This window comes from Jiella mangrovi, assembly GCF_017815135.1.
In the GTDB taxonomy this organism is placed as follows: Bacteria; Pseudomonadota; Alphaproteobacteria; order Rhizobiales; family Rhizobiaceae; genus Jiella; species Jiella mangrovi.
Genome location: NZ_JAGJCF010000003.1, coordinates 423,217 through 442,471 on the forward strand (window position 1 = coordinate 423,217; position 19,255 = coordinate 442,471).

A 19,255-nucleotide genomic window follows, 5' to 3' on the forward strand; every position below is an offset into this window, starting at 1 on the left:
ACGCGGCACCGGGCAGAGCGCCTTCATCCCTATCGGACGCGCAAAGGCGTTCTGAGCATATGAATCGGTGACTCGTGCTTTGAGAAATTCGATTCTGATTTTCGTCGCGGCTGTCTTGGCGCCAGGGATAATGCCGATTGGGCGAAGAGGCCGAAGCGGCTGATGCCGCGTCTGCCGTGCCACGTTTCGCGGCACGGCACATGAAACTGCAGCGCTCGCACCGGGCGGTGAAAGCGATGCCGCGACGAGGCGGCATCGCTCAGGGGTCAGGCCGCGGGATGCGCTTCGGCGTCTTCGACCTTCATGTCCCGGTGACCGGTCTGCGACTGCACCTCGACATAGACTTTCCTGACGATGGGAAACTCGTCGCGAACCTTCCGTTCCGTTTCGGTGACGATCGATTCGATCCGTTGCGAGACGACGTCGTCCTTGAAGTCGACGCTGAGTGTCAGCAGCACGTCCGAGGGTCCGAGATGCAGCGTCCGCATCTCGTTGATCGCGGCGATTTCGCTCTTGCTGCCGAGATGATCGCGGACGAAGCGATCGACCTCTGGACCAGCGGCCTCGCCGATGATCAGGCCTTTGACCTCGATGGCGAGCAGGATGGCGGTGACGCCGAGAAGGATGCCGATGAGAATCGAGCCGATGGCGTCGAAGATGTGAATGCCCGTCGCCCAGGAAAGCCCGACGCCGATGGCGGCGATGACGATGCCGATGCAGGCGGCGGTGTCCTCGAACAGCACCACGAAGATCGACGGATCCTTCATGTTGCGGAAGTCGCGCAGGAAGCCTTCGCCGCGACGCCGGTGCTGAAACTCCTTGAAGGCGACCGACCAGGAATAGCCCTCGAAGCAGAAGGCGAGGAACAGGACGCCGAGCGCCACGAGGGGTGAGGTCAGTTCGCTCTCGCCGGAGATAAGCCCCATCACGCCTTCATAGGTCGAGAAGCCGGCGCCCAGGGCGAAGAGGAAGATGGCGACGAGGAAGGACCAGAAATACACTTCGGCGCCATAGCCGAAGGGGTGTTTTTCGTCCGGGGGCTTCTTGGATTTGGCGAGGCCGATCAAGAGAAAGCCCTGATTGGCGGTGTCGATCACCGAATGGAAGCCTTCCGCCATCATCGACGACGAGCCGGTGAACAGCGCGGCGACGAATTTGGTCACCGCGATCGCGAGGTTTGCGCCAGCGGCGGCTATGATCGCGCCTTTGCTTCCCTCGGAGCTGTCCGATCCGCCCGTCTGCTTTTCGCTTTCCGCCATTCTCAGCTCTCCTTTTCGTGATCGAGCGAACAACACGCGATGGCGCGAAACGTTGCGTCACGGGCCGAATTGCGCGGTGTCGGCGCGATCCGTCCGGTGCGCGTTATGCGGACGGCGGAGCGACGGTGCCGGTCGTTTGCATGAGGGCCGCCGCGCCATCGGCGACGAACTGGACGGCGAGCGCTGCAAGAAGGACGCCGAGGAGCCGCGAAATGACGGCGCGGCTGGTGGCACCGAGGAACCGGTCGAGCCGGTGGGCGATGGCGAGAAAAGCGAAGGTCACCAGCATCGCGGCGAAGACGACGGCCAGAAGCGCCGCCTTGCCGACGACGCCCGGCAGATTGCCGGAAAGCAGGATGACCGCCGAGATCGCGCCGGGACCTGCCATCAGCGGGATCGCCAGCGGGAAGGCCGCGACGTCGCCGCTGTCCTGCTCGTCTATCGCCTGACTGGCGCTCTTCTGCTTGCGCTCCGAGCGCTTCTCGAAAACCAGCTCGAAGCCGATCCAGAACAGGAACAGCCCGCCGGCGAGGCGGAAAGCCCCGAGGGTGATACCGAGGACTTCGAGAAGAGCGAGGCCCGTCAGACCGAACAGGGCGAGGATGGCGAAGGCGATGATCGAGGCCCTGAGGGCGATCTTGCTGCGCGCCTGTGAGCTCGCTCCAGGGGTCAAAGCGAGAAAGAGCGGGATCAGCCCGAGAGGATCGAGGATGACGAACAGGGTGGTGAAGCCATTCAAAAGGACGTCGAACATTGGGGGTCACCGCCGGGAGCCTAGAGATGCGATCCTGCGTAACAGCTTCCCGTTGCCGAGCAAGGACTTCAAGGGGGCGGCGCCGCGCAATTTGCAAACGATTCGTGCTCTTTCAGGCAATGACACCGGACTCCCACAAGGCGATGCCCAACTTTCTTTAACCCTTGGCGTAAGTCCTTGTGAAAAATGGAGTTTTGTCTGGCCTGCCATGGGGTAAAAATTTGCGCTCGGCGCCTCGCCGCGCTATAGCGTAGCCAGCGAAATCCGCTGATCAGGATATCTTCTTGGCAGACGAAAACGAGAATACGCCGCCACCGCCCCCGACCGGAGGGCCGGGAAGCGGCATTGATTCCATTTCCATCATCGAGGAGATGCAGCGCAGCTATCTCGATTACGCCATGAGCGTGATCGTGTCGCGCGCATTGCCCGATGTGCGCGACGGCCTGAAGCCGGTGCATCGGCGCATTCTCTACGCGATGCACGAGATGGGGCTGAATTCGACCAAGTCCTATCGCAAGTCCGCCGGTGTCGTCGGCGAGGTGATGGGTAAGTTCCATCCCCATGGCGACTCGGCGATCTACGATGCGCTGGTGCGCATGGCGCAGGACTGGTCGCTGCGCGCGCCGCTGATCGACGGGCAGGGCAATTTCGGCTCGATCGACGGCGATCCGCCGGCGGCCATGCGCTACACCGAGTGCCGGCTGCAGAAGATCGCCGATCCGATGCTCGAGGACATCGACAAGGAAACGGTCGATTTCCAGGAGAACTACGACGGCCGCGAGATGGAGCCGGTGGTCCTGCCGGCGCGGTTCCCGAATCTCCTCGTCAACGGTTCGGGCGGCATCGCCGTCGGCATGGCGACGAACATTCCGCCGCACAATCTCGGCGAGGTGATCGACGGCACCATCGCGATGATCGACAATCCGGCGATCACGCTGGAAGAGCTTGTCGAGATCATTCCGGGGCCCGATTTCCCGACCGGCGCGCTGGTGCTCGGGCGGGCCGGCATCATGTCGGCCTATTCGACCGGCCGCGGCTCGATTCTGATGCGCGGCAAGGTGCATGTCGAGCAGATCCGCGGCGAGCGGGAGGCGATCATCGTCACCGAGGTTCCCTATCAGGTGAACAAGGCGTCGATGATCGAGAAGATGGCCGATCTCGTGCGCGACAAGCGCATCGAGGGCATCTCCGACATCCGCGATGAATCCGACCGCGACGGCTACCGGGTCGTCGTCGAATTGAAGCGCGACGCGTCCTCCGACGTCGTCCTCAACCAGCTCTACCGCTTCACGCCGCTGCAGACCTCCTTCGGCGCCAACATGGTGGCGCTGAACGGCGGCAAGCCGGAGCAGCTCACGCTGACCGACATGCTGTCGGCCTTCGTCGCCTTCCGCGAGGAAGTCGTCAACCGGCGCACCAAGTACCTTCTGCGCAAGGCGCGTGAGCGGGCCCACGTCCTCGTCGGTCTTGCCATCGCCGTTGCCAATATCGACGAGGTGATCAAGCTGATCCGCCAGGCGCCCGATCCGGCGACGGCGCGCGAACAGCTGATGACCCGCGAGTGGGACGCCAAGGACGTCGCGCCGCTGATCCGGCTGATCGACGATCCGCGCCACCGCATTTCGGAGGAAGGCACCTACCGGCTTTCCGAGGCGCAGGCGCGGGCGATCCTCGACCTCCGCCTGCAGCGCCTGACGGCGCTCGGCCGCGACGAGATTGGCGACGAGCTCAACAAGATCGGCGCCGAGATCAAGGAATATCTGGAAATCCTGTCGTCGCGCGTGAAGGTGCGCGAGATCATCAAGGCGGAACTCATCGCCATTCGCGACGAGTTCGCGACGCCGCGCCGCACCGAGCTCAGCGAGGGCGCGGCCGACATGGACGACGAGGACCTGATCCCGCGCGAGGACATGGTCGTCACCGTGACCCATACCGGCTACATCAAGCGCGTGCCACTCGCCACCTACCGGGCGCAGCGGCGCGGCGGCAAGGGCCGCTCGGGCATGTCCTTGAAGAACGACGAGGATTCGGTGACGCGGCTGTTCGTCGCCAACACCCACACGCCGGTGCTGTTCTTCTCCTCGCGCGGCATCGTCTACAAGGAAAAGGTCTGGCGGCTGCCGCTGTCGACGCCGCAGGCGCGGGGCAAGGCGCTGATCAACCTTCTGCCGCTCGAAAAGAACGAGCGGATCACCTCGATCCTGCCGCTGCCGAGCGATCCGGATGCGGCCGAGCGGCTGAACGTGATGTTCGCGACCACCCGGGGCACCGTGCGGCGCAACAAGCTGTCGGACTTCGTCCAGGTCAACCGCAACGGCAAGATCGCCATGAAGCTCGAGGATGATGGCGACGAGATTCTCGCCGTCGCCACCTGCTCGGAAGACGACGACGTGCTTCTGACGGCGTCCTCGGGCCAGTGCATCCGCTTCCCGACGACGGATGTGCGCGTCTTTGCCGGGCGCAACTCCGTCGGCGTCAGGGGCATCTCCCTCGGCGAGGGCGAGAGCGTCGTCTCCATGGCGATCCTGCGTCACGTCGATGCGACGCCGGCTGAGCGCTCGTCCTATCTGAAAATGCGCCGGGCGGTCGAAGGCGACGCCAATGGCGAGGCTGGCGCCGAGGCTACTTCGGTCGAGGAAGAGGGCGTCGAGGACGTTTCCATCGATCAGGAGCGCTATGCCTTCCTCGGTGCCAATGAGGAATTCATCCTGACGATCAGCGAGTTCGGCTACGGCAAGCGCTCGTCGTCCTACGAGTTCCGCACCTCGGGCCGCGGCGGCAAGGGCATCCGCGCCACCGACACGAACCGGCTCGACAAGCTCGGCCAGCTGGTCGCCGGCTTCCCGGTGGAAAGCGAGGATCAGCTGCTGCTGGTCACCGATCGCGGCCAGGTCATCCGCGTCCCGATCGACGGCATCGGCATGAAGGGCCGTTCGACCGGCGGCGTCACGATCTTCCGCACCGCCGATGGCGAGCGCGTGGTGTCAGTCGAGCGTATTCCCGATCAGGGAAGCGACGAGGCGGGGGAAGCGGAGGAAGATCTCACCGATCCCGCCGAGGGGCCGGATGGCGAAGACGATGCCGGCGCTGCGGGCGATGTTCCGGGCGACGACGATCCACAGAGCTGATTGATCCGCATGAAAAAAGCCACTCCAGAAATCTGGGGTGGCTTTGTCGATTCATGAGACTAAACTCATCCAGCAACCGGGCATCAGCCTGTCGCGACTTGAAGCATATTCTTCCGCTATCGCCAACCGCCTTCGCACACCGGTAGGGCGGCATCCGAGCTGGGTTCGCTATTTTCCGAGCGATCAGCGACGGGTGGTGGACCGAAAGCCAAAACCGTCCTGCTTCTTCGCCAGCACCTTGATGCTGGCGTCGTCACGCTCTTCCTTCAGAGCAATCGCCGTCGCGGTCGCGAGGGTCAGGATCATCGTCATAGACAGTGCGATCATCAGCATGTGCGCATCTCCAATTCGACCTGAAAACAGATTTTCGCGCAATTTGTTCCAATTTTTCTTCGCGGCGGGCGACGGCGATCAATTGGGTATCCAAAAAGCGCGTTATCGGGATCCTTTCGGCCGTGTATGGCTGATGTAAGTATTGCTGGCTCCAATCAGCGATCAAATTTTGCGTGAGCGCGTCGAATTGGCGTGAAAAGGCGGTGAACATGACAAGCCGTGCATTCTATCCGGGATCATTCGATCCGATGACGAATGGACATCTGGCCGTGCTCGAAGGCGCATTGCGGATCTTCGACGAGGTCGTCGTGGCGATCGGCGTCCATCCCGGCAAGAAGCCGCTGTTCTCCTTCGACGAACGGGCTGAGATGATCCGCTCCTGCCTTGCCGGACGTGCCGAACCCGGGCGGGTGTCGGTGGTCTCCTTCGACGGGCTCGTGGTCGATGCCGCGGCGAAGGCGGGCGCTGCCGCGCTGATCCGCGGCATCAGGGACGGCACCGATCTCGACTACGAGATGCAGATGGCCGGGATGAACGGCGCCATGCGCTCCGAGATCGTCACCGTGTTTTTGCCCGCAACGCCCGCTACGAGGCCCATTACCGCCACATTGGTTCGGCAGATCGCAGCCATGGGCGGGGACGTTTCGCGTTTCGTTCCGGCCCATGTCGCTGCGGCGATCCGGGGGAAATACGGCCCGCAATAGCCGGTCTGATATCAATTGGGGAAGATCATGAAACTCGTTGCAACGCTCGGCCTTGCGGTCGCGATGTCGGTTTCGGCGCTGGCGGCGTCCGCTGCGCCGAAGGTCGATCCGCAGAACACGCTGGTCATCGAGACCAAGGACGGCGAAATCGACATCCAGCTGCGGCCCGATCTCGCACCCAAGCACGTCGAGCGGATCAAGACGCTCGCCCGCGAGGGGGCTTACGACGGTGTCGTCTTCCACCGGGTGATCGACGGCTTCATGGCCCAGACCGGCGACGTCGAATTCGGCAAGGAGGGCAGCCCGACCTTCAACCCGCAGCGGGCCGGTATGGGCGGCTCGAAGCTGCCCGACCTCAAGGCCGAATTCTCCAAGGAGACGTTCGACCGCGGCACTGTGGGCATGGCGCGAGCCCAGGATCCGAACTCGGCCAATTCGCAGTTCTTCATCATGCTCGCCGATGGCGACTTCCTCGATGGTCAGTACACCATCGTCGGCGACGTGATCAAAGGCATGGACGTGGTCGACAAGATCAAGAAGGGCGACCAGCAGGCGAACGGCGCTGTCGACAATCCCGACAAGATGCTCACGGTCCGTGTCGCGGCTGACAAAAAATAGGCCGGCGGCCGGTCATGCCCTTGCGACGGCGTCTTTTAAGGCGTCTCGTTGCCGGCACTGTTCGGCGCTCCCCTTGCGCCGCCTTGCGCAAACGTCCAAACAGCCGTCATCGTCGCCGGGCTTGTCCCGGCAATTCGGCGCCAGGGTGTTGCTTGCGTCGTTCGTCAAAGGGCCGCCGTGCCTGTGATGGACTGCGCAATCGAGACGGCACTCGGCAACTCTATGATCGCGTGCCTGTTTCCAGTTTGAAGTTCAGCTGAGCGTCTGCCAAACGGGCTGACACGAGCTTCACCCCGCCAAACGCAATGAGAGGACGTCACAATGGCCTATGAAAATCCGGAAGATACACTCGTTCTGGAGACCACGAAGGGTAAGGTGGTGATCAAGCTGCGGCCGGACCTTGCGCCCAACCATGTCGCTCGGGTCAAGGAACTCGCCCGCGAAGGCTTTTACGACGGCGTCGTCTTCCACCGGGTGATCGACGGCTTCATGGCTCAGACCGGCGATCCGACGGGCACCGGCACGGGCGGTTCGGACAAGCCCGATCTCGCCGCGGAATTTTCGGCTGAATCCCACAAGCGCGGGACCGTCTCGGCGGCCCGCACGGCCAATCCCAATTCGGCCAACTCGCAGTTCTTCATCTGCTTCGAAGACGCGCCCTGGCTGAACAAGCAGTATTCGGTCTGGGGCGAAGTCATCGAAGGGATGGACAACGTCGACAAGATCAAGCGCGGCGAGCCGGTTCGCGATCCCGACTCCATCACCACCATGCGGGTCGCCGCCGACATCTGACGGCGGTCGGAAAAGCGAACGCGAACCATGCGCGTCGATCTCTTCGATTTCGATCTGCCGGAGGAGCGTATCGCCCTCCGGCCCGCCGTGCCGCGTGAAGCGGCGCGGCTTTTGCACGTTGGCCAGGGCGGTTCCCTCGCCGACCGGACGGTCGGCGATCTGCCGCAGATGATCGAGCCCGGCGACGTGCTCGTCTTCAACGACACGAAGGTCATTCCCGCTCGGCTTGCCGGTTTGCGGCGGCGCGAGGGCGCGGCGGAAGGCGAGGGCGTCGCGCGGATCGAGGCGACACTCCACATGCGGCTTTCGCCCGATTGCTGGAAGGCTTTTCTGCGGCCGGCCAAGCGTGTGAAGGTGGGCGACCGGATCGTCTTCGGCGCCGACAACGCGCAGGAGACTGAAAACGCGCAGGTGACGGGGGCAGGCCAACTCGTTGCCGTCGCCGAAGAGCGCGGCGAGGGCGGCGAGACGACGCTTCGGTTCGATCGCCAGGGCCCGGCCCTCGACGAAGCGATCGCCGCGGTGGGCCACATCCCTCTGCCGCCATACATCGCCTCCAAGCGCGCCGAGGACGAGGAAGACCGGCGCGACTATCAGACGATCTATGCCAGGGAGAGCGGCGCCGTCGCGGCGCCGACCGCCGGGCTGCACTTTACGCCGGAGTCGATGGCGCAGCTTCGATCACGCGGCATCGCGACCGAATTCCTGACATTGCATGTCGGCGCCGGGACATTTCTGCCGGTCAAGGCGGACGACACCGACGGCCACAAGATGCATTCCGAGATCGGCCATGTGGACGCCGAAACGGCCGAACGGCTGAATGACGCGCGGCAAAAGGGCGGGCGGATCGTCTCAGTCGGCACGACGTCGCTGCGGCTTCTGGAAAGCGCCGCGGGTGAAGATGGTGTGGTCCGGCCGTTCTCCGGGCCGACCGACATCTTCATCACGCCGGGCTATCGGTTCCGCGCCGTCGATCGGCTGATGACAAATTTCCATCTGCCGCGCTCGACGCTGTTCATGCTCGTTTCGGCCTTTTCGGGGCTGGATGCGATGCAGGCGGCCTATGCTCACGCGATCGAAAGCGGATACCGCTTCTATTCCTATGGCGACGCCTGTCTCCTCGACCGATCCGAGCTTTGACAGGAACGCGGCTGTTCGAACGAAATCGGGCGACGCCTGAAAGCGCCGCCCGCATTTTCACGCGATCTGCGAAATCGATCAGTCGATGATTTTCACGATGTTGCGGTTCTGATCGACCAGCACCGTATGGCCGTCGACAACCGCGTATTCGTTGGGACCCATGTCGTCCGGCAGACGATAGAGCGGCACCGGCGCAGGCAGCGGCTTGCCGACGGTCACCGTATAGCCGTCCGGCGCCATGTAGGACTCGTGCTTCTCCTTGATGACATAGGTTTTGATCGCGCCGTAGTCCGGCTCGGTCGTCTGGACCGTGGTCGTCGTCGTGGTCGTCTGGGCCAGTGCGGCCGCCGGCGCGACAAGGGCAATGGCGGCGGCGAGGAGCAGGCGTTTCATCAAATTCATCCTTTTGGAATTTCGTCCCGCCCGACAACACCGGTTCACGGTCGTGCGTTCCCATACCGGGAAAAAAGAATGGCGCGTTTCGCTTCGACGTACCGCTTCGTGGGCGACGTCGGATCGGAGAAATGGGTGAGAAAACAGGCGTTACGCGGTATCGCTGCCAGGGCCTTGCCCGCAAAGCTTCTCCGTTGCCAGCCGTTCGTCACCGCGCTACGGGAAGGGCGATGACAAACTCCTTCTCCTTTCGCCTTCATGCGACAGACGGTCGCGCCCGCCGCGGCGAGATCACCATGCCGCGCGGCACCGTGCGCACGCCCGCCTTCATGCCCGTCGGCACCGCCGGCACGGTCAAGGCGATGTATCTCAGCCAGGTGCGGGAACTTGGCGCCGACATCATCCTCGGTAACGTCTATCACCTGATGCTTCGCCCCGGTGCCGAGCGCGTCGCGCGGCTCGGCGGCCTGCATGACTTCGCAAGATGGCCGCATCCGATCCTGACCGATTCCGGCGGGTTCCAGGTGATGTCGCTCGCCGAGCTGAGAAAGCTCGATGAGAAGGGCGTCACCTTCCGGTCGCATGTGGACGGCTCCGTCCACTCGCTGACGCCCGAGCGCTCGATCGAGATCCAGGGCCTTCTGGACAGCGACATTCAGATGCAGCTCGACGAGTGCATCCGGCTGCCGGCGGAGCGGGCCGAGATCGAACGGGCGATGGAGCTGTCGCTGCGCTGGGCCGAGCGGTGCAAGATCGCCTTCGGGGACCAGCCGGGCAAGGCGATGTTCGGCATCGTCCAGGGCGGCGACCTGATCGATCTGCGGATTCGTTCGGCCGAGCGGCTCGCGGCGATGGACCTCAAGGGCTATGCCCTGGGCGGGCTGGCGGTCGGCGAGCCGCAGGACGTGATGCTGGCGACGCTCGACGAGACGGTCCCCGTCCTGCCGCAGGAAAAGCCGCGTTACCTGATGGGGGTCGGCACGCCGGACGACATCATCAAGTCGGTCGCGCGTGGGATCGACATGTTCGATTGCGTGATGCCGACGAGGGCCGGGCGCCACGGCCTCGCCTATACGCGGCGGGGCAAGATCAACCTGAAGAATTCGCGGCACGCCGAAGACCACCGGCCGCTGGACGAGGAGTCCGGTTGTCCGGCCGCGCGCGACTATTCACGCGCCTATCTGCATCACCTCGTCCGCTCGGGCGAATCCCTGGGCGGCATGCTGCTGACCTGGAACAATCTCGCCTATTATCAGGATCTGATGGCGGGCATTCGCGCGGCGATCGAGGCCGCGCGCTTCGACGACTTCCACGCCGAGGTGAGCGAAGCCTGGGCGAAGGGCGACATGCCGCCACTCGGCTGAACCGGCCGAGGCGCCACCGCCCCCCGCATTTCGGCCGGCCTGCCTTAGACGGCGACGTCTTCGCCCTTGCGCAGCGCGCAGCCGGTGATCTTCATCGAGCCGTCGGGCTGACGCTCCAGCGTGTAGCTGGCGATCCAGCTCTTGCCCTTGCGGTCGGTGAGGTAGACCTCCTGGCGGAAGCCCGGGCCTTCCGGTTTCATCGGCCCGAAGACGGCGCTCTGCGAGTGGTAGACCGGGTCATAGGCGGATTGGACCATGCCCATGAAGACGTCCGGATTGGGAAACATCGACTTGATGTTCGGTGCGGCGTAGGAATAGGCCTCGGCGCCGTTACCAGAGTTGAAGGCGCCGAGCTGTGCGGAGATGGCCGCGCGGATGTCGCTGGCGTCGTCCGCCTTTGCGCTCAATGGGGCTGCGATCGTCAACGAAGCGACGAGGAAGACTGTGGCGGCTGATCGCATCGAGGGCTCTCCCGGATTTCGCGTTCCAGCATAGAGTTACGCCGGAACGCCCGGAGAGAACCGCCGGCGCGGTCAATTGCCCGTGAAGAGACCGGAGACGCGATCCCGGAAAATGCTGGCGACGGGTCCGGTCGGCCCGGCTCGGCCCGACGCGATGCCGGCGAGCAGCTCAGTCGTCGTTGGCGGAGTTGAGATCCTCGGGCCTGCGGCCTTGCTGTGAGGCGTGCCGCGTCACCTCGACGACCTCGATGTTCGGGCCAGGCTTGCCGTGATCGGGCGGCTCGCTCCGAATTGCGACAGACAGGGCAAGTTCTTCACGCGCCGCTTGGCGCAAGGCTTCGTTCAGCGCATCTGCCGCCGCTTTGGCCCTGCTGAAAATCTCTTCGCTCATCACGTCGTGCTGGCTCCTAAGGCGTCGGCCCGAAGATCGCAATGGCGCCGACGGTCTTTGCGCAAGATTGGGCGCAAGCTTCCCGCTGACAAGCTGCCGCTCAAGATCCTGCAAGTTTGGCAGGGCGTCGTGGGCCTCGCATCGCACCGCGCGACAAATTCGCGCAATTTACGGTTCGCGCTTCTTCAACTTGCCACGAATGGCCGGCATGGGACGGGGCGGGGCACAAGACGCATTGTCGCAGGGACCGGTGGGTCGGATCGGCAATGCGGCAGGCGTCCCTGGTCATGTCCTTGGGAGACTTCATGCACAACATTCCCCTGATCACCGCGGCAGCCCTTTCCGCACTGATGGCGACGACAACCTTGTCGCGAGCCCAGACGGGCGGGGCGGGCCAGCAGCCGGCGAAGGCGACGGTGACGACTGTCGATCAAGCGGCGCGTTCCGAGCCGGCCCGCACCGGCGACATCCGCTCGATCGTGCTTTATTCCGGCGGCGTCGCGGAAATCGTCCGTTCAGCCGCCGTCAGCGGAAATGCGACGGTCGGCATGGAAGTGCCGCTCGACCAGGTCAATGACGTCCTGAAGAGCCTCGTCTTGCGCAATCCGGGCGGCGGCGTCGGCCAGGTCTCGCTCGAAGGCTCGGTCAACGCCAAGGAGCTGTCGCGCGCGGCGCATTTTGCGCCGGCGGACCTCAATTCCCTGCCGCTTCTCCTGAACAAGCTGAAGGGCGCGAAGGTGCGCATCGAGGGCAGCCGCTCGGTCACCGGCACGGTTCTCGGCACATCGCAGGCGCGCATCGCTCCCGACGACAAGGCCGAAACGCCTCTGGCGATCGTCTCGATCCTGAGCGAGACGGGCGAGGTGCGCTCGATGCCGATCTTCGCGGATACGGGCGTCGAGATCCTCGACGAAAAGACCGCACAAGAATTGCAGAAGGCGGCGGCCTCGCTCGCCCAGAGCCTTTCCGACGACACGCGGCTCGTCTCGGTCAAGGTGGAGGGTTCGGGCGAACGCACGATCGAACTCGACTATGTCGTCGCCGCGCCGGTCTGGAAGTCCTCGCACCGGCTCGTGCTCGGCAAAGACGGCAAGGGCAGCCTCCAGAGCTGGGCGGTGATCGAGAACGCCACCGGGGAAAACTGGCAGGACGTGAAGGTGTCGCTGTCATCGGGTTCTCCGGTGACTTTGCGCCAGAACCTCTTCGACCCATACTTCAAGGATCGGCCGGAAGTCCCAGTCTTCGTTGACAGACAATCGATCCCGAACGCGGATGGGGGCGCCGTGCCGAGCGCGCCAAGAATGGCGAAGGCGACGCGATCCATCGACGGCGCCTCGGCCTTTGCCGACAATCTGATGGCCGCCGCCCCGTCGCCCGAGAGCGAGCCCTTCACGATCTCCGGGGCGAACGACGTCGGTGAAGCCGTCGAGGGCGACGTGTCGGTGACCTATCGCTTGCCGCAGCCCGTCAACCTCGAGGCCGGCTCGACACTCTCGGTGCCGATCGTCGATGCGAAGGTGCCGGCCGAGCGGATCGCGGTGTTCACACCGGAGCGCGGCGAGATCCATCCCACGGCGGCGGTCAGGCTCGACAACGAGACCGGTTCGGCGCTGCCGGCGGGCATCGTGACGGTCTACGACGCCTCCGGCTATGTCGGCGACTCGACGCTTCTGCCGGTGCCGGCCGGGCAGGAGCGGCAGGTCCAGTTCGCGCTCGATCGCAAGCTGACGGTCAACACAACCGAGCGCCCGCAGCAGCGCATCAGCGAAATCCGCGTCATCGACGGCGTCCTTCGCTACAAGGAGATCCAGGAGCGCAACACGGTCTACTCCGCCGCCAACGCTGCGGGCGAGGATCGCAAGCTCGTCATCGATCATCCCAAGCTGTCCGGCTGGGAGCTGGTCGCTCCGGACAAGACCGACGAGACCGAAAACACCTACAGGCTGGAGGCCGTTGTCCCTGCCGGCGGGACGCGCGACATCGACGCGACCTATCGGTTCGTCCGCGACGAGGGCTTCGCGCTCGTCGATGCCAGCCAGTCGGAGCTCCTGCGCTTTTCGAGCCAGTCCGGCGATCCTGAAATGGCAGCGAGCCTCAAGGACATCGCCGCCATCCAGGGCGAAAAGACCGATCTCGACCGGCAGATCGACAAGCTGAACGGGGACAAGTCCAACATATACGCTGCTCAGGATCGAATCCGCGAGAATATCAAGGCTGTCGGCCCCGGTGATCTCCGCGACAGCTATCTGGACATGATGCGTGGGCAGGAGGATCAGCTGCGCGCGATCGACAACGAAACCAAGTCCCTCGAGGCTAAGCGGGAGGCCGTCGAGGCAAGATTGCGGGACAGGATCAAGGCCATGTGAGGTCCGGCCCGTCAGCCCCACAGTTTCGGATCAGGTGGCGAGACCGTCGAGCCGAAATAGCGCAGCGGGTTCTCCCTGTCTTTGGCGAGGAGCAGCGGTCCGTCGAGATCGACGAAATCGGCACTCTGGGCGATGAGGAGGGCGGGCGCCATGGCCAGCGATGAGCCGACCATGCAGCCGACCATCAGCCCGAATCCGTGCTGGCGCGCCTGTTTCGTCAGGCGCACTGCCTCCGTCAGGCCGCCGGTCTTGTCCAGCTTGACGTTCACATAGTCATAGAGGCCGACGAGGTGGTCCAGATCGTCGCCGACATGGAGGGATTCGTCGGCGCAGATCGGCACGGGATGCGGAATTGCGCGCAGGATCTCGTCCTGCCCGGCCGGCAAAGGCTGCTCGACGAGCACCGCGCCGGCATCGGCGGCCGCAAGCAGATGTGCCTTGATGTTCTCGGCCGTCCAGCCCTCGTTGGCGTCGAGAATGAGCCGCGCCCCGCGTGCCGCGCCCCGGACCGCGCGGATGCGCTCGCGGTCGTCGTCGGTGCCGAGCTTGATCTTGAGGAGGTCGCGGCCCGCGGCTCGCGCAGCGCTGGCCATGGCCTCGGCGGTGTCCAGGCCGATCGTATAGGCGGTCTCGACCGGGCGGGGCGTCTGCCCGCAGACGATGGCCGAAACCCGGCCTCCCGTCGACTTGGCCTCGAGATCCCACAGCGCGCAGTCGAGAGCGTTGCGCGCCGCGCCGGGGCCGAGAGCCTTTTCCAGACTGTCGCGCGAGCCGCCCCGCTCGATCAGCTGACGGACGTCCTCGATCTGTGCGAGGACGCTTTCGATGCTTTCGTCATAACGGGGATAGGGGACGCATTCGGCCCAGCCCTTGCCGTATTCGTCGCCGATCTCGCAGGTGACCACCGCAGCCTCGGTCTTGACGCCGCGCGCGATCCGGAATGGCTGTTGCAGCGGAAAACGCTCCACTGTGACCGAAAGTCGACGCGGCATGGTAAATGATCTCCTTTAAGCCGGCTTCGGTTTATTCCCACGAAGCGCTGTGCCAGTGAAGTGGTTGGCTGCGATGCGAATAGCATGACAGGCCGATCGAGCCCGATCAGATTGCGGGAAAATCGGTTCCTGTCGGCGACAAGATCGCGCCGGATGCGGAAAGAGGACCATGCTGGAGGCTGAAACGACCGACAAGACCGCTCCGCGCGGCCGGCTTTCGGCCGTGAAGCCCGCACTCGAAGGCGAGAAGCGCGAGGGCGGGGTCCGGCTGGTGGCCAGCGGGGACTGGCTTGCCCGCACCGTCGGCGAAATGGAGAGCCTCCTTGCCGAGACGGCTCGCTCCGATCTCGGCAGACAGATCATTGTCGATTGCTCCAGGGTCGGCCGGATCGACACCGCCGGGGCCTTCGTCCTCGAGCGGCTTTCGCGCGACCTCCAAACCGATGGCCGCAATGTCGAGCTTGCCGGGATTGCCGACCGCAACGAGGCGCTGTTTCAGGCCGTTCGCGGCGCGATGGAGAAGGAGGCGCCGACCGCCACGCCCGCTCGCACCAATCCGGTGACGGAGCTTGTCGGCGATGTCGGCCGCGGCGTCTTTGCCGTCTTCAACGAAGCGGTCGCCGCCCTCAACATCATCGGTGGCGCGATCTACGGCGCCGCTTACCGGCTGACCGGCCGCACCCGCAACCGGCCGGCGGCGGTCTTCAACCAGATCGACCAGATGGGCGTGAAGGCGATCCCGATCATCGTCCTGATCACCTTCCTGATCGGCGGGATCATCGCCCAGCAGGGCGCTTTTCAGCTGCGCCGCTTCGGCGGAGAGGTCTATGCGGTCAATCTCGTCGGCATTCTGGTGCTGCGCGAGATAGGCGTCCTTCTCACCGCGATCATGATCGCCGGCCGTTCGGGAAGCGCCATCACCGCCGAGCTCGGCTCGATGAAGATGCGCGAGGAAATCGACGCGCTGCATGTCATCGGGCTCAATCCGATCAGCGTTCTCGTATTTCCCCGCCTCGTCGCTCTGACGATCGCGCTGCCGCTGCTGACGGTGCTCGCCAATATCTCGGCGCTCGCGGGCGGCATGCTGACGCTGAAGCTTTATTCCGACATCTCCTACACGAACTACCTGCAGGGCATTCAGAACAGCGTCGATTTGTTCACTGTCTTTTCCGGCCTGATCAAGGCACCCTTCATGGCGATCGCGATCGGCATCATCGGCGCGCTGGAGGGGATGAAGGTCGGCGGCAGTGCTGAAAGCCTCGGCCTCAGGGTGACCTCGTCGGTGGTCAAGTCGATCTTCATCGTCATCGTCATGGATGGACTTTTCGCGATCTTCTATGCCTCGATCGGACTTTGACACAGTGACACGTGAACCTTCGGCACAGGATGGCGACCCCTCGAACGCGATCGTCTCGACGGCGTCCGACGACGACGTGCTGATCCGCGCGCGCGGGGTCAACGTCGCCTTCGGCAGCAAGAAGATCCTGGAGAACCTCTCCCTCGACGTGCGGCGCGGCGAGATCCTCGGTTTCGTCGGGCCGTCAGGCGCCGGCAAGTCGGTGCTTCTGCGCACCATCCTTGGCCTCAATCCCAAACAGGGCGGGTCGATCGAAGTCTTCGGCATCGACTATCACGAGGCCAGCGAGCGCGAGAAGCTCTCGGTCGAGCGGCGCTGGGGCGTCCTGTTCCAGCAGGGCGCGCTGTTCTCGGCGCTGACCGTCGCCGAGAACATCGAAGTGCCGATGCGCGAATATCTCGACCTGTCGCCCAAGCTGATGCGCGAACTGACGCGGCTCAAGATCGACCTCGTCGGGCTCGCACCGGACGCCATCGACAAATACCCCTCCGAACTCTCCGGCGGCATGATCAAGCGCGCCGCGCTCGCGCGGGCGCTGGCGCTCGATCCCGAGATCGTCTTCCTCGACGAGCCGACCTCGGGCCTCGATCCGATCGGCGCTGCCGAATTCGACCAGCTGATCATGACGCTGCGCGATACGCTCGGCCTCAGCGTCTATATGGTGACGCATGACCTCGACAGTCTGTTCCAGGCCTGCGACCGCATCGCCGTTCTGGGCGATCGCAAGGTGCTGGTCGAAGGGCCATTGTCGAAGATGCTCGATTACGATCACCCCTGGGTGAAATCCTACTTCCACGGCAAGCGCGCCCGGACCGTCGTCACCGACGACGCGGCGCCTGCGCCGTCGCCCGCATACGATGGAGCCGCCTGATGGAAACCAGTGCCAACTACGTCCGTGTCGGCATTTTCACGCTTGTCGTTCTCGCGCTCGCGGTCGGGCTCACCTACTGGACCGTCTTTGCCTCGAGCGGCGACAACCGGGTCCCGCTGCTCGTTCGCATCGAGGGCTCGGTCACCGGTCTGCAGCAGGGAAGCCAGGTCCTGTTCAACGGCCTGCCGGTCGGGCAGGTGAGCTCGCTGCGGATCGACAACAACAATCCCGGCGTCGTCATCGCCACGACGATGGTCGACCCGACGATCCCCATCAAGGAAAACACCCAGGCCAATATCGGCTTCCAGGGCCTCACCGGCTACGCCTTCATCGAGCTGAAGGGCGGCAATCCTTCGGAAGGCAATCTGATCGAGGAGGCCCGCGAGCAGGGGGTGACGCCGGTCATTCGCGCCAATCCCTCGGACGTCACCGACATTCTGGCGACGGCCCGCGACATCGCCGATCGGGCGAACAACATTCTCGGCGAGTTCGAGAACATCGTGAAGGGCGCAGGGCCAGGGGTCCAGACCACGGTCGCCAACGTGGCCAAGACCTCCGAGAACATCGAGACCTTCACCTCGAGCCTTGCGGCAAACACCGACAAGATCAGCACCTTCGTGTCAAACCTGTCGGACATGTCGGTCAGCGCGCGGCGCGTGGCCGATGCTCTGCCGGCGGCGATCGGCCAGGCGCAGGCCATCCTTGCGGCGGTCGATACCAACGAAGTTTCCCAGATCGTCGACAACGTGACGCAGGTCACGGCCAATATCCGCACCCAGTCGGACCGCATTGGCAGCGTCGTCGATTCAGTCCAGTCCGCAGCCAATGGCGTTGGCGAAATCGGCGACGTGATCACCCGCAACGCCGACGGCATCGATCGCTTCGTCGGCGCGCTGGGGCCGTTCGCCGATACCGCAACCAGCGTTGCGACGAAGCTCGGCACGACGCTCGAAAGCGCCGATACGGTGATCGCCGCGATCGATCCGGCAAAGGTCTCGACGACCCTCGACGGTGTTTCGAACACGGCCGCCAACGTCGCCGCTCTCAGCCAGAACCTGCGGGACCAGTCCGGAGCCATCGACACGATCGTGCAGGGCGCCTCGAATGTCGTGACCAATGTCGAAACCGTGACCAGCGCCGTTGCGGGGCGGAGCCAGGAGATCGACCGTGCGATCGCCAATTTCGCGCCGTTGACCGACACGGCAAATCGCGTCGCCAACCGCCTCGACGTCACGCTACAGAACGCCGACCGCGTGGTCGCCTCGATCGACCCGAACAAGGTCAGTTCGGTGATCGATTCGGTTTCCACCACGGCTGCCAATGCGGCGTCGCTCACGGATACGGTGAACCAGCAGAAGGAGGCGATCTCGTCCGCGATCAGCGGCTTTGCCAATGCTGCGCAGAACGTCAACCGCATCAGCACGGCCGTTGCCCAGCGCGTCGACGACATCGACACGCTGCTTGCCAGCCTCGGGCCGATCAGCAGCAATGTCAGCCAAGCTTCGGCCAAGCTCAACTCGACCCTCGACGGCGCCAGGGGCGTGGTCGATTCGATCGACACCGCGATGATCAACAAGTCGATCGACAATGTCGGCGCAATCACCGACGCGGTCCGCGAAAAGACGCCGCAGATCCAGTCGATCGTCGACCGGGTGAATTCGGCGGTCCTGACGATCGACAGCGCCGTGAAGGGCTTTTCCGAAACGCGGGCGCAACTTGACACGCTGCTCGCCAGCATCGATCCCGGCAAGGTCAACCAGGCCGTCGACAACGTTTCGGCGGCCACCGGAAACGTCGCCAAGGCTGCCGATTCGATCGCCAGGGTCGCGACCGACATCGGTGACAAGCAGCCCCAGATCGACACCATCATCGCCAACGTCCAGGCGACCAGCGAGAGCCTGAAAAGCGCATCGGGCGAGATCGACGGCGTGATCCAGTCGATCGACGGCGTCTTCGCGGGTGCCGGCAGCGGCAACAAGCTGGGGGCCGACCTTGCCGGCGCCCTGCAGGCCGTGCGCGGTGCGGCCACGTCGATCCAGGCGCAGGTGCAGCCGATCTCGGCGAATCTGCAGCGTTTCTCGGGGCAGGGACTGCAGGAGTTCCAGACGCTGATGCGATCGGTCAACCGGACGGTCAACCGCATCGACGACGCCGTGACGGACTTCTCGAACAATCCGAGCCGGATCATCTACGGCGGCGACGACGTCAAGCAGTATAACGGACGCAACCGGCGCTGAGGGCGGTCCGGCCCGGATCATGTCTTTCGCAGAATTCGGTGCGGCAGCCGCGGCCGGAAGCCAATCACCCTGACGGTTTGTGGCAATCTCGTCCC

General features: G+C 64.3%; 17 protein-coding genes. 10 read left to right on the plus strand and 7 right to left on the minus strand.

What is annotated here, in order from left to right:
- Positions 1–266: 266 nt before the first annotated feature.
- Together J6595_RS07235 and J6595_RS07240 are read right to left on the minus strand one after the other, a co-directional pair.
- Positions 267–1,259 (minus strand): cation diffusion facilitator family transporter, encoded by a 993-nt coding sequence (locus J6595_RS07235; protein ID WP_209593766.1) that lies wholly within the window; start codon positions 1,257–1,259, stop codon positions 267–269.
- 103 nt (positions 1,260–1,362) lie between these two features.
- The gene (locus J6595_RS07240) at positions 1,363–2,013 is read right to left on the minus strand and encodes a MarC family protein (RefSeq protein ID WP_209593767.1); all 651 of its coding nucleotides are present in this window, start codon (positions 2,011–2,013) and stop codon (positions 1,363–1,365) included.
- A gap of 398 nt (positions 2,014–2,411) precedes the next feature.
- On the opposite strand from J6595_RS07240, the gene gyrA reads away from it, so the two are divergent.
- Positions 2,412–5,141, plus strand: coding sequence for a DNA gyrase subunit A (gene gyrA, locus J6595_RS07245; protein ID WP_425342130.1), 2,730 nt, complete (start codon positions 2,412–2,414; stop codon positions 5,139–5,141).
- A 183-nt stretch (positions 5,142–5,324) separates the two neighbouring features.
- On the opposite strand, the gene J6595_RS07250 is transcribed toward gyrA, so the two are convergent.
- Positions 5,325–5,516 carry a hypothetical protein gene (locus J6595_RS07250; RefSeq protein WP_209593769.1) on the minus strand — a complete coding sequence of 64 codons (192 nt, stop codon included), beginning with the start codon at positions 5,514–5,516 and terminating at the stop codon, positions 5,325–5,327.
- A gap of 167 nt (positions 5,517–5,683) precedes the next feature.
- Here J6595_RS07250 and coaD point away from each other — a divergent pair, with 167 nt between their 5' ends.
- The 4 genes from coaD (at position 5,684) to queA (ending at position 8,728) form a co-directional block, all read left to right on the plus strand.
- On the plus strand, positions 5,684–6,178 hold the full coding sequence (gene coaD / locus J6595_RS07255; protein WP_209593770.1) for a pantetheine-phosphate adenylyltransferase: 495 nt from the start codon (positions 5,684–5,686) through the stop codon (positions 6,176–6,178).
- A gap of 27 nt (positions 6,179–6,205) precedes the next feature.
- A complete protein-coding gene (locus J6595_RS07260) occupies positions 6,206–6,796 on the plus strand; it encodes a peptidylprolyl isomerase (RefSeq protein ID WP_209593771.1) in 591 nt (196 codons plus the stop codon).
- Positions 6,797–7,117: 321 nt separating this feature from the next.
- Entirely contained in the window at positions 7,118–7,588 is a 471-nt protein-coding gene (locus tag J6595_RS07265) for a peptidylprolyl isomerase (RefSeq protein ID WP_209593772.1), read from the plus strand.
- Between the two features lie 27 nt (positions 7,589–7,615).
- Positions 7,616–8,728: a tRNA preQ1(34) S-adenosylmethionine ribosyltransferase-isomerase QueA gene (gene queA / locus J6595_RS07270; RefSeq protein WP_209593773.1), complete on the plus strand. Its 1,113-nt coding sequence runs from the start codon at positions 7,616–7,618 to the stop codon at positions 8,726–8,728.
- Positions 8,729–8,806: 78 nt separating this feature from the next.
- Here queA and J6595_RS07275 read toward each other — a convergent pair whose 3' ends face one another.
- On the minus strand, positions 8,807–9,121 hold the full coding sequence (locus J6595_RS07275) for a DUF1236 domain-containing protein (RefSeq protein ID WP_209593774.1): 315 nt from the start codon (positions 9,119–9,121) through the stop codon (positions 8,807–8,809).
- Positions 9,122–9,351: 230 nt separating this feature from the next.
- Here J6595_RS07275 and tgt point away from each other — a divergent pair, with 230 nt between their 5' ends.
- A complete protein-coding gene (gene tgt, locus J6595_RS07280) occupies positions 9,352–10,485 on the plus strand; it encodes a tRNA guanosine(34) transglycosylase Tgt (RefSeq protein WP_209593775.1) in 1,134 nt (377 codons plus the stop codon).
- A 44-nt stretch (positions 10,486–10,529) separates the two neighbouring features.
- On the opposite strand, the gene J6595_RS07285 is transcribed toward tgt, so the two are convergent.
- Together J6595_RS07285 and J6595_RS07290 are read right to left on the minus strand one after the other, a co-directional pair.
- Positions 10,530–10,946, minus strand: a complete 417-nt coding sequence (locus J6595_RS07285) for a DUF4864 domain-containing protein (RefSeq protein WP_209593776.1) — start codon at positions 10,944–10,946, stop codon at positions 10,530–10,532.
- Positions 10,947–11,115: 169 nt separating this feature from the next.
- Positions 11,116–11,340: a hypothetical protein gene (locus tag J6595_RS07290; protein ID WP_209593777.1), complete on the minus strand. Its 225-nt coding sequence runs from the start codon at positions 11,338–11,340 to the stop codon at positions 11,116–11,118.
- A 263-nt stretch (positions 11,341–11,603) separates the two neighbouring features.
- On the opposite strand from J6595_RS07290, the gene J6595_RS07295 reads away from it, so the two are divergent.
- Complete coding sequence (locus J6595_RS07295) at positions 11,604–13,703, plus strand: DUF4139 domain-containing protein (RefSeq protein ID WP_209593778.1); 2,100 nt, start codon at positions 11,604–11,606, stop codon at positions 13,701–13,703.
- 11 nt (positions 13,704–13,714) lie between these two features.
- On the opposite strand, the gene dgcA is transcribed toward J6595_RS07295, so the two are convergent.
- Positions 13,715–14,695 carry an N-acetyl-D-Glu racemase DgcA gene (gene dgcA, locus J6595_RS07300; protein ID WP_209593779.1) on the minus strand — a complete coding sequence of 327 codons (981 nt, stop codon included), beginning with the start codon at positions 14,693–14,695 and terminating at the stop codon, positions 13,715–13,717.
- A gap of 169 nt (positions 14,696–14,864) precedes the next feature.
- Here dgcA and J6595_RS07305 point away from each other — a divergent pair, with 169 nt between their 5' ends.
- From J6595_RS07305 to J6595_RS07315, 3 genes are read left to right on the plus strand one after another with little or no spacing between them, the layout of a single operon-like run.
- Positions 14,865–16,052 carry an ABC transporter permease gene (locus tag J6595_RS07305; protein WP_209593780.1) on the plus strand — a complete coding sequence of 396 codons (1,188 nt, stop codon included), beginning with the start codon at positions 14,865–14,867 and terminating at the stop codon, positions 16,050–16,052.
- Between the two features lie 49 nt (positions 16,053–16,101).
- A complete protein-coding gene (locus J6595_RS07310) occupies positions 16,102–16,923 on the plus strand; it encodes an ABC transporter ATP-binding protein (protein WP_425342131.1) in 822 nt (273 codons plus the stop codon).
- Positions 16,923–19,160 carry an MlaD family protein gene (locus tag J6595_RS07315; RefSeq protein ID WP_209593781.1) on the plus strand — a complete coding sequence of 746 codons (2,238 nt, stop codon included), beginning with the start codon at positions 16,923–16,925 and terminating at the stop codon, positions 19,158–19,160. Before J6595_RS07310 ends, J6595_RS07315 begins: the two co-directional genes overlap by 1 nt.
- The last annotated feature ends 95 nt before the right edge of the window (positions 19,161–19,255 follow it).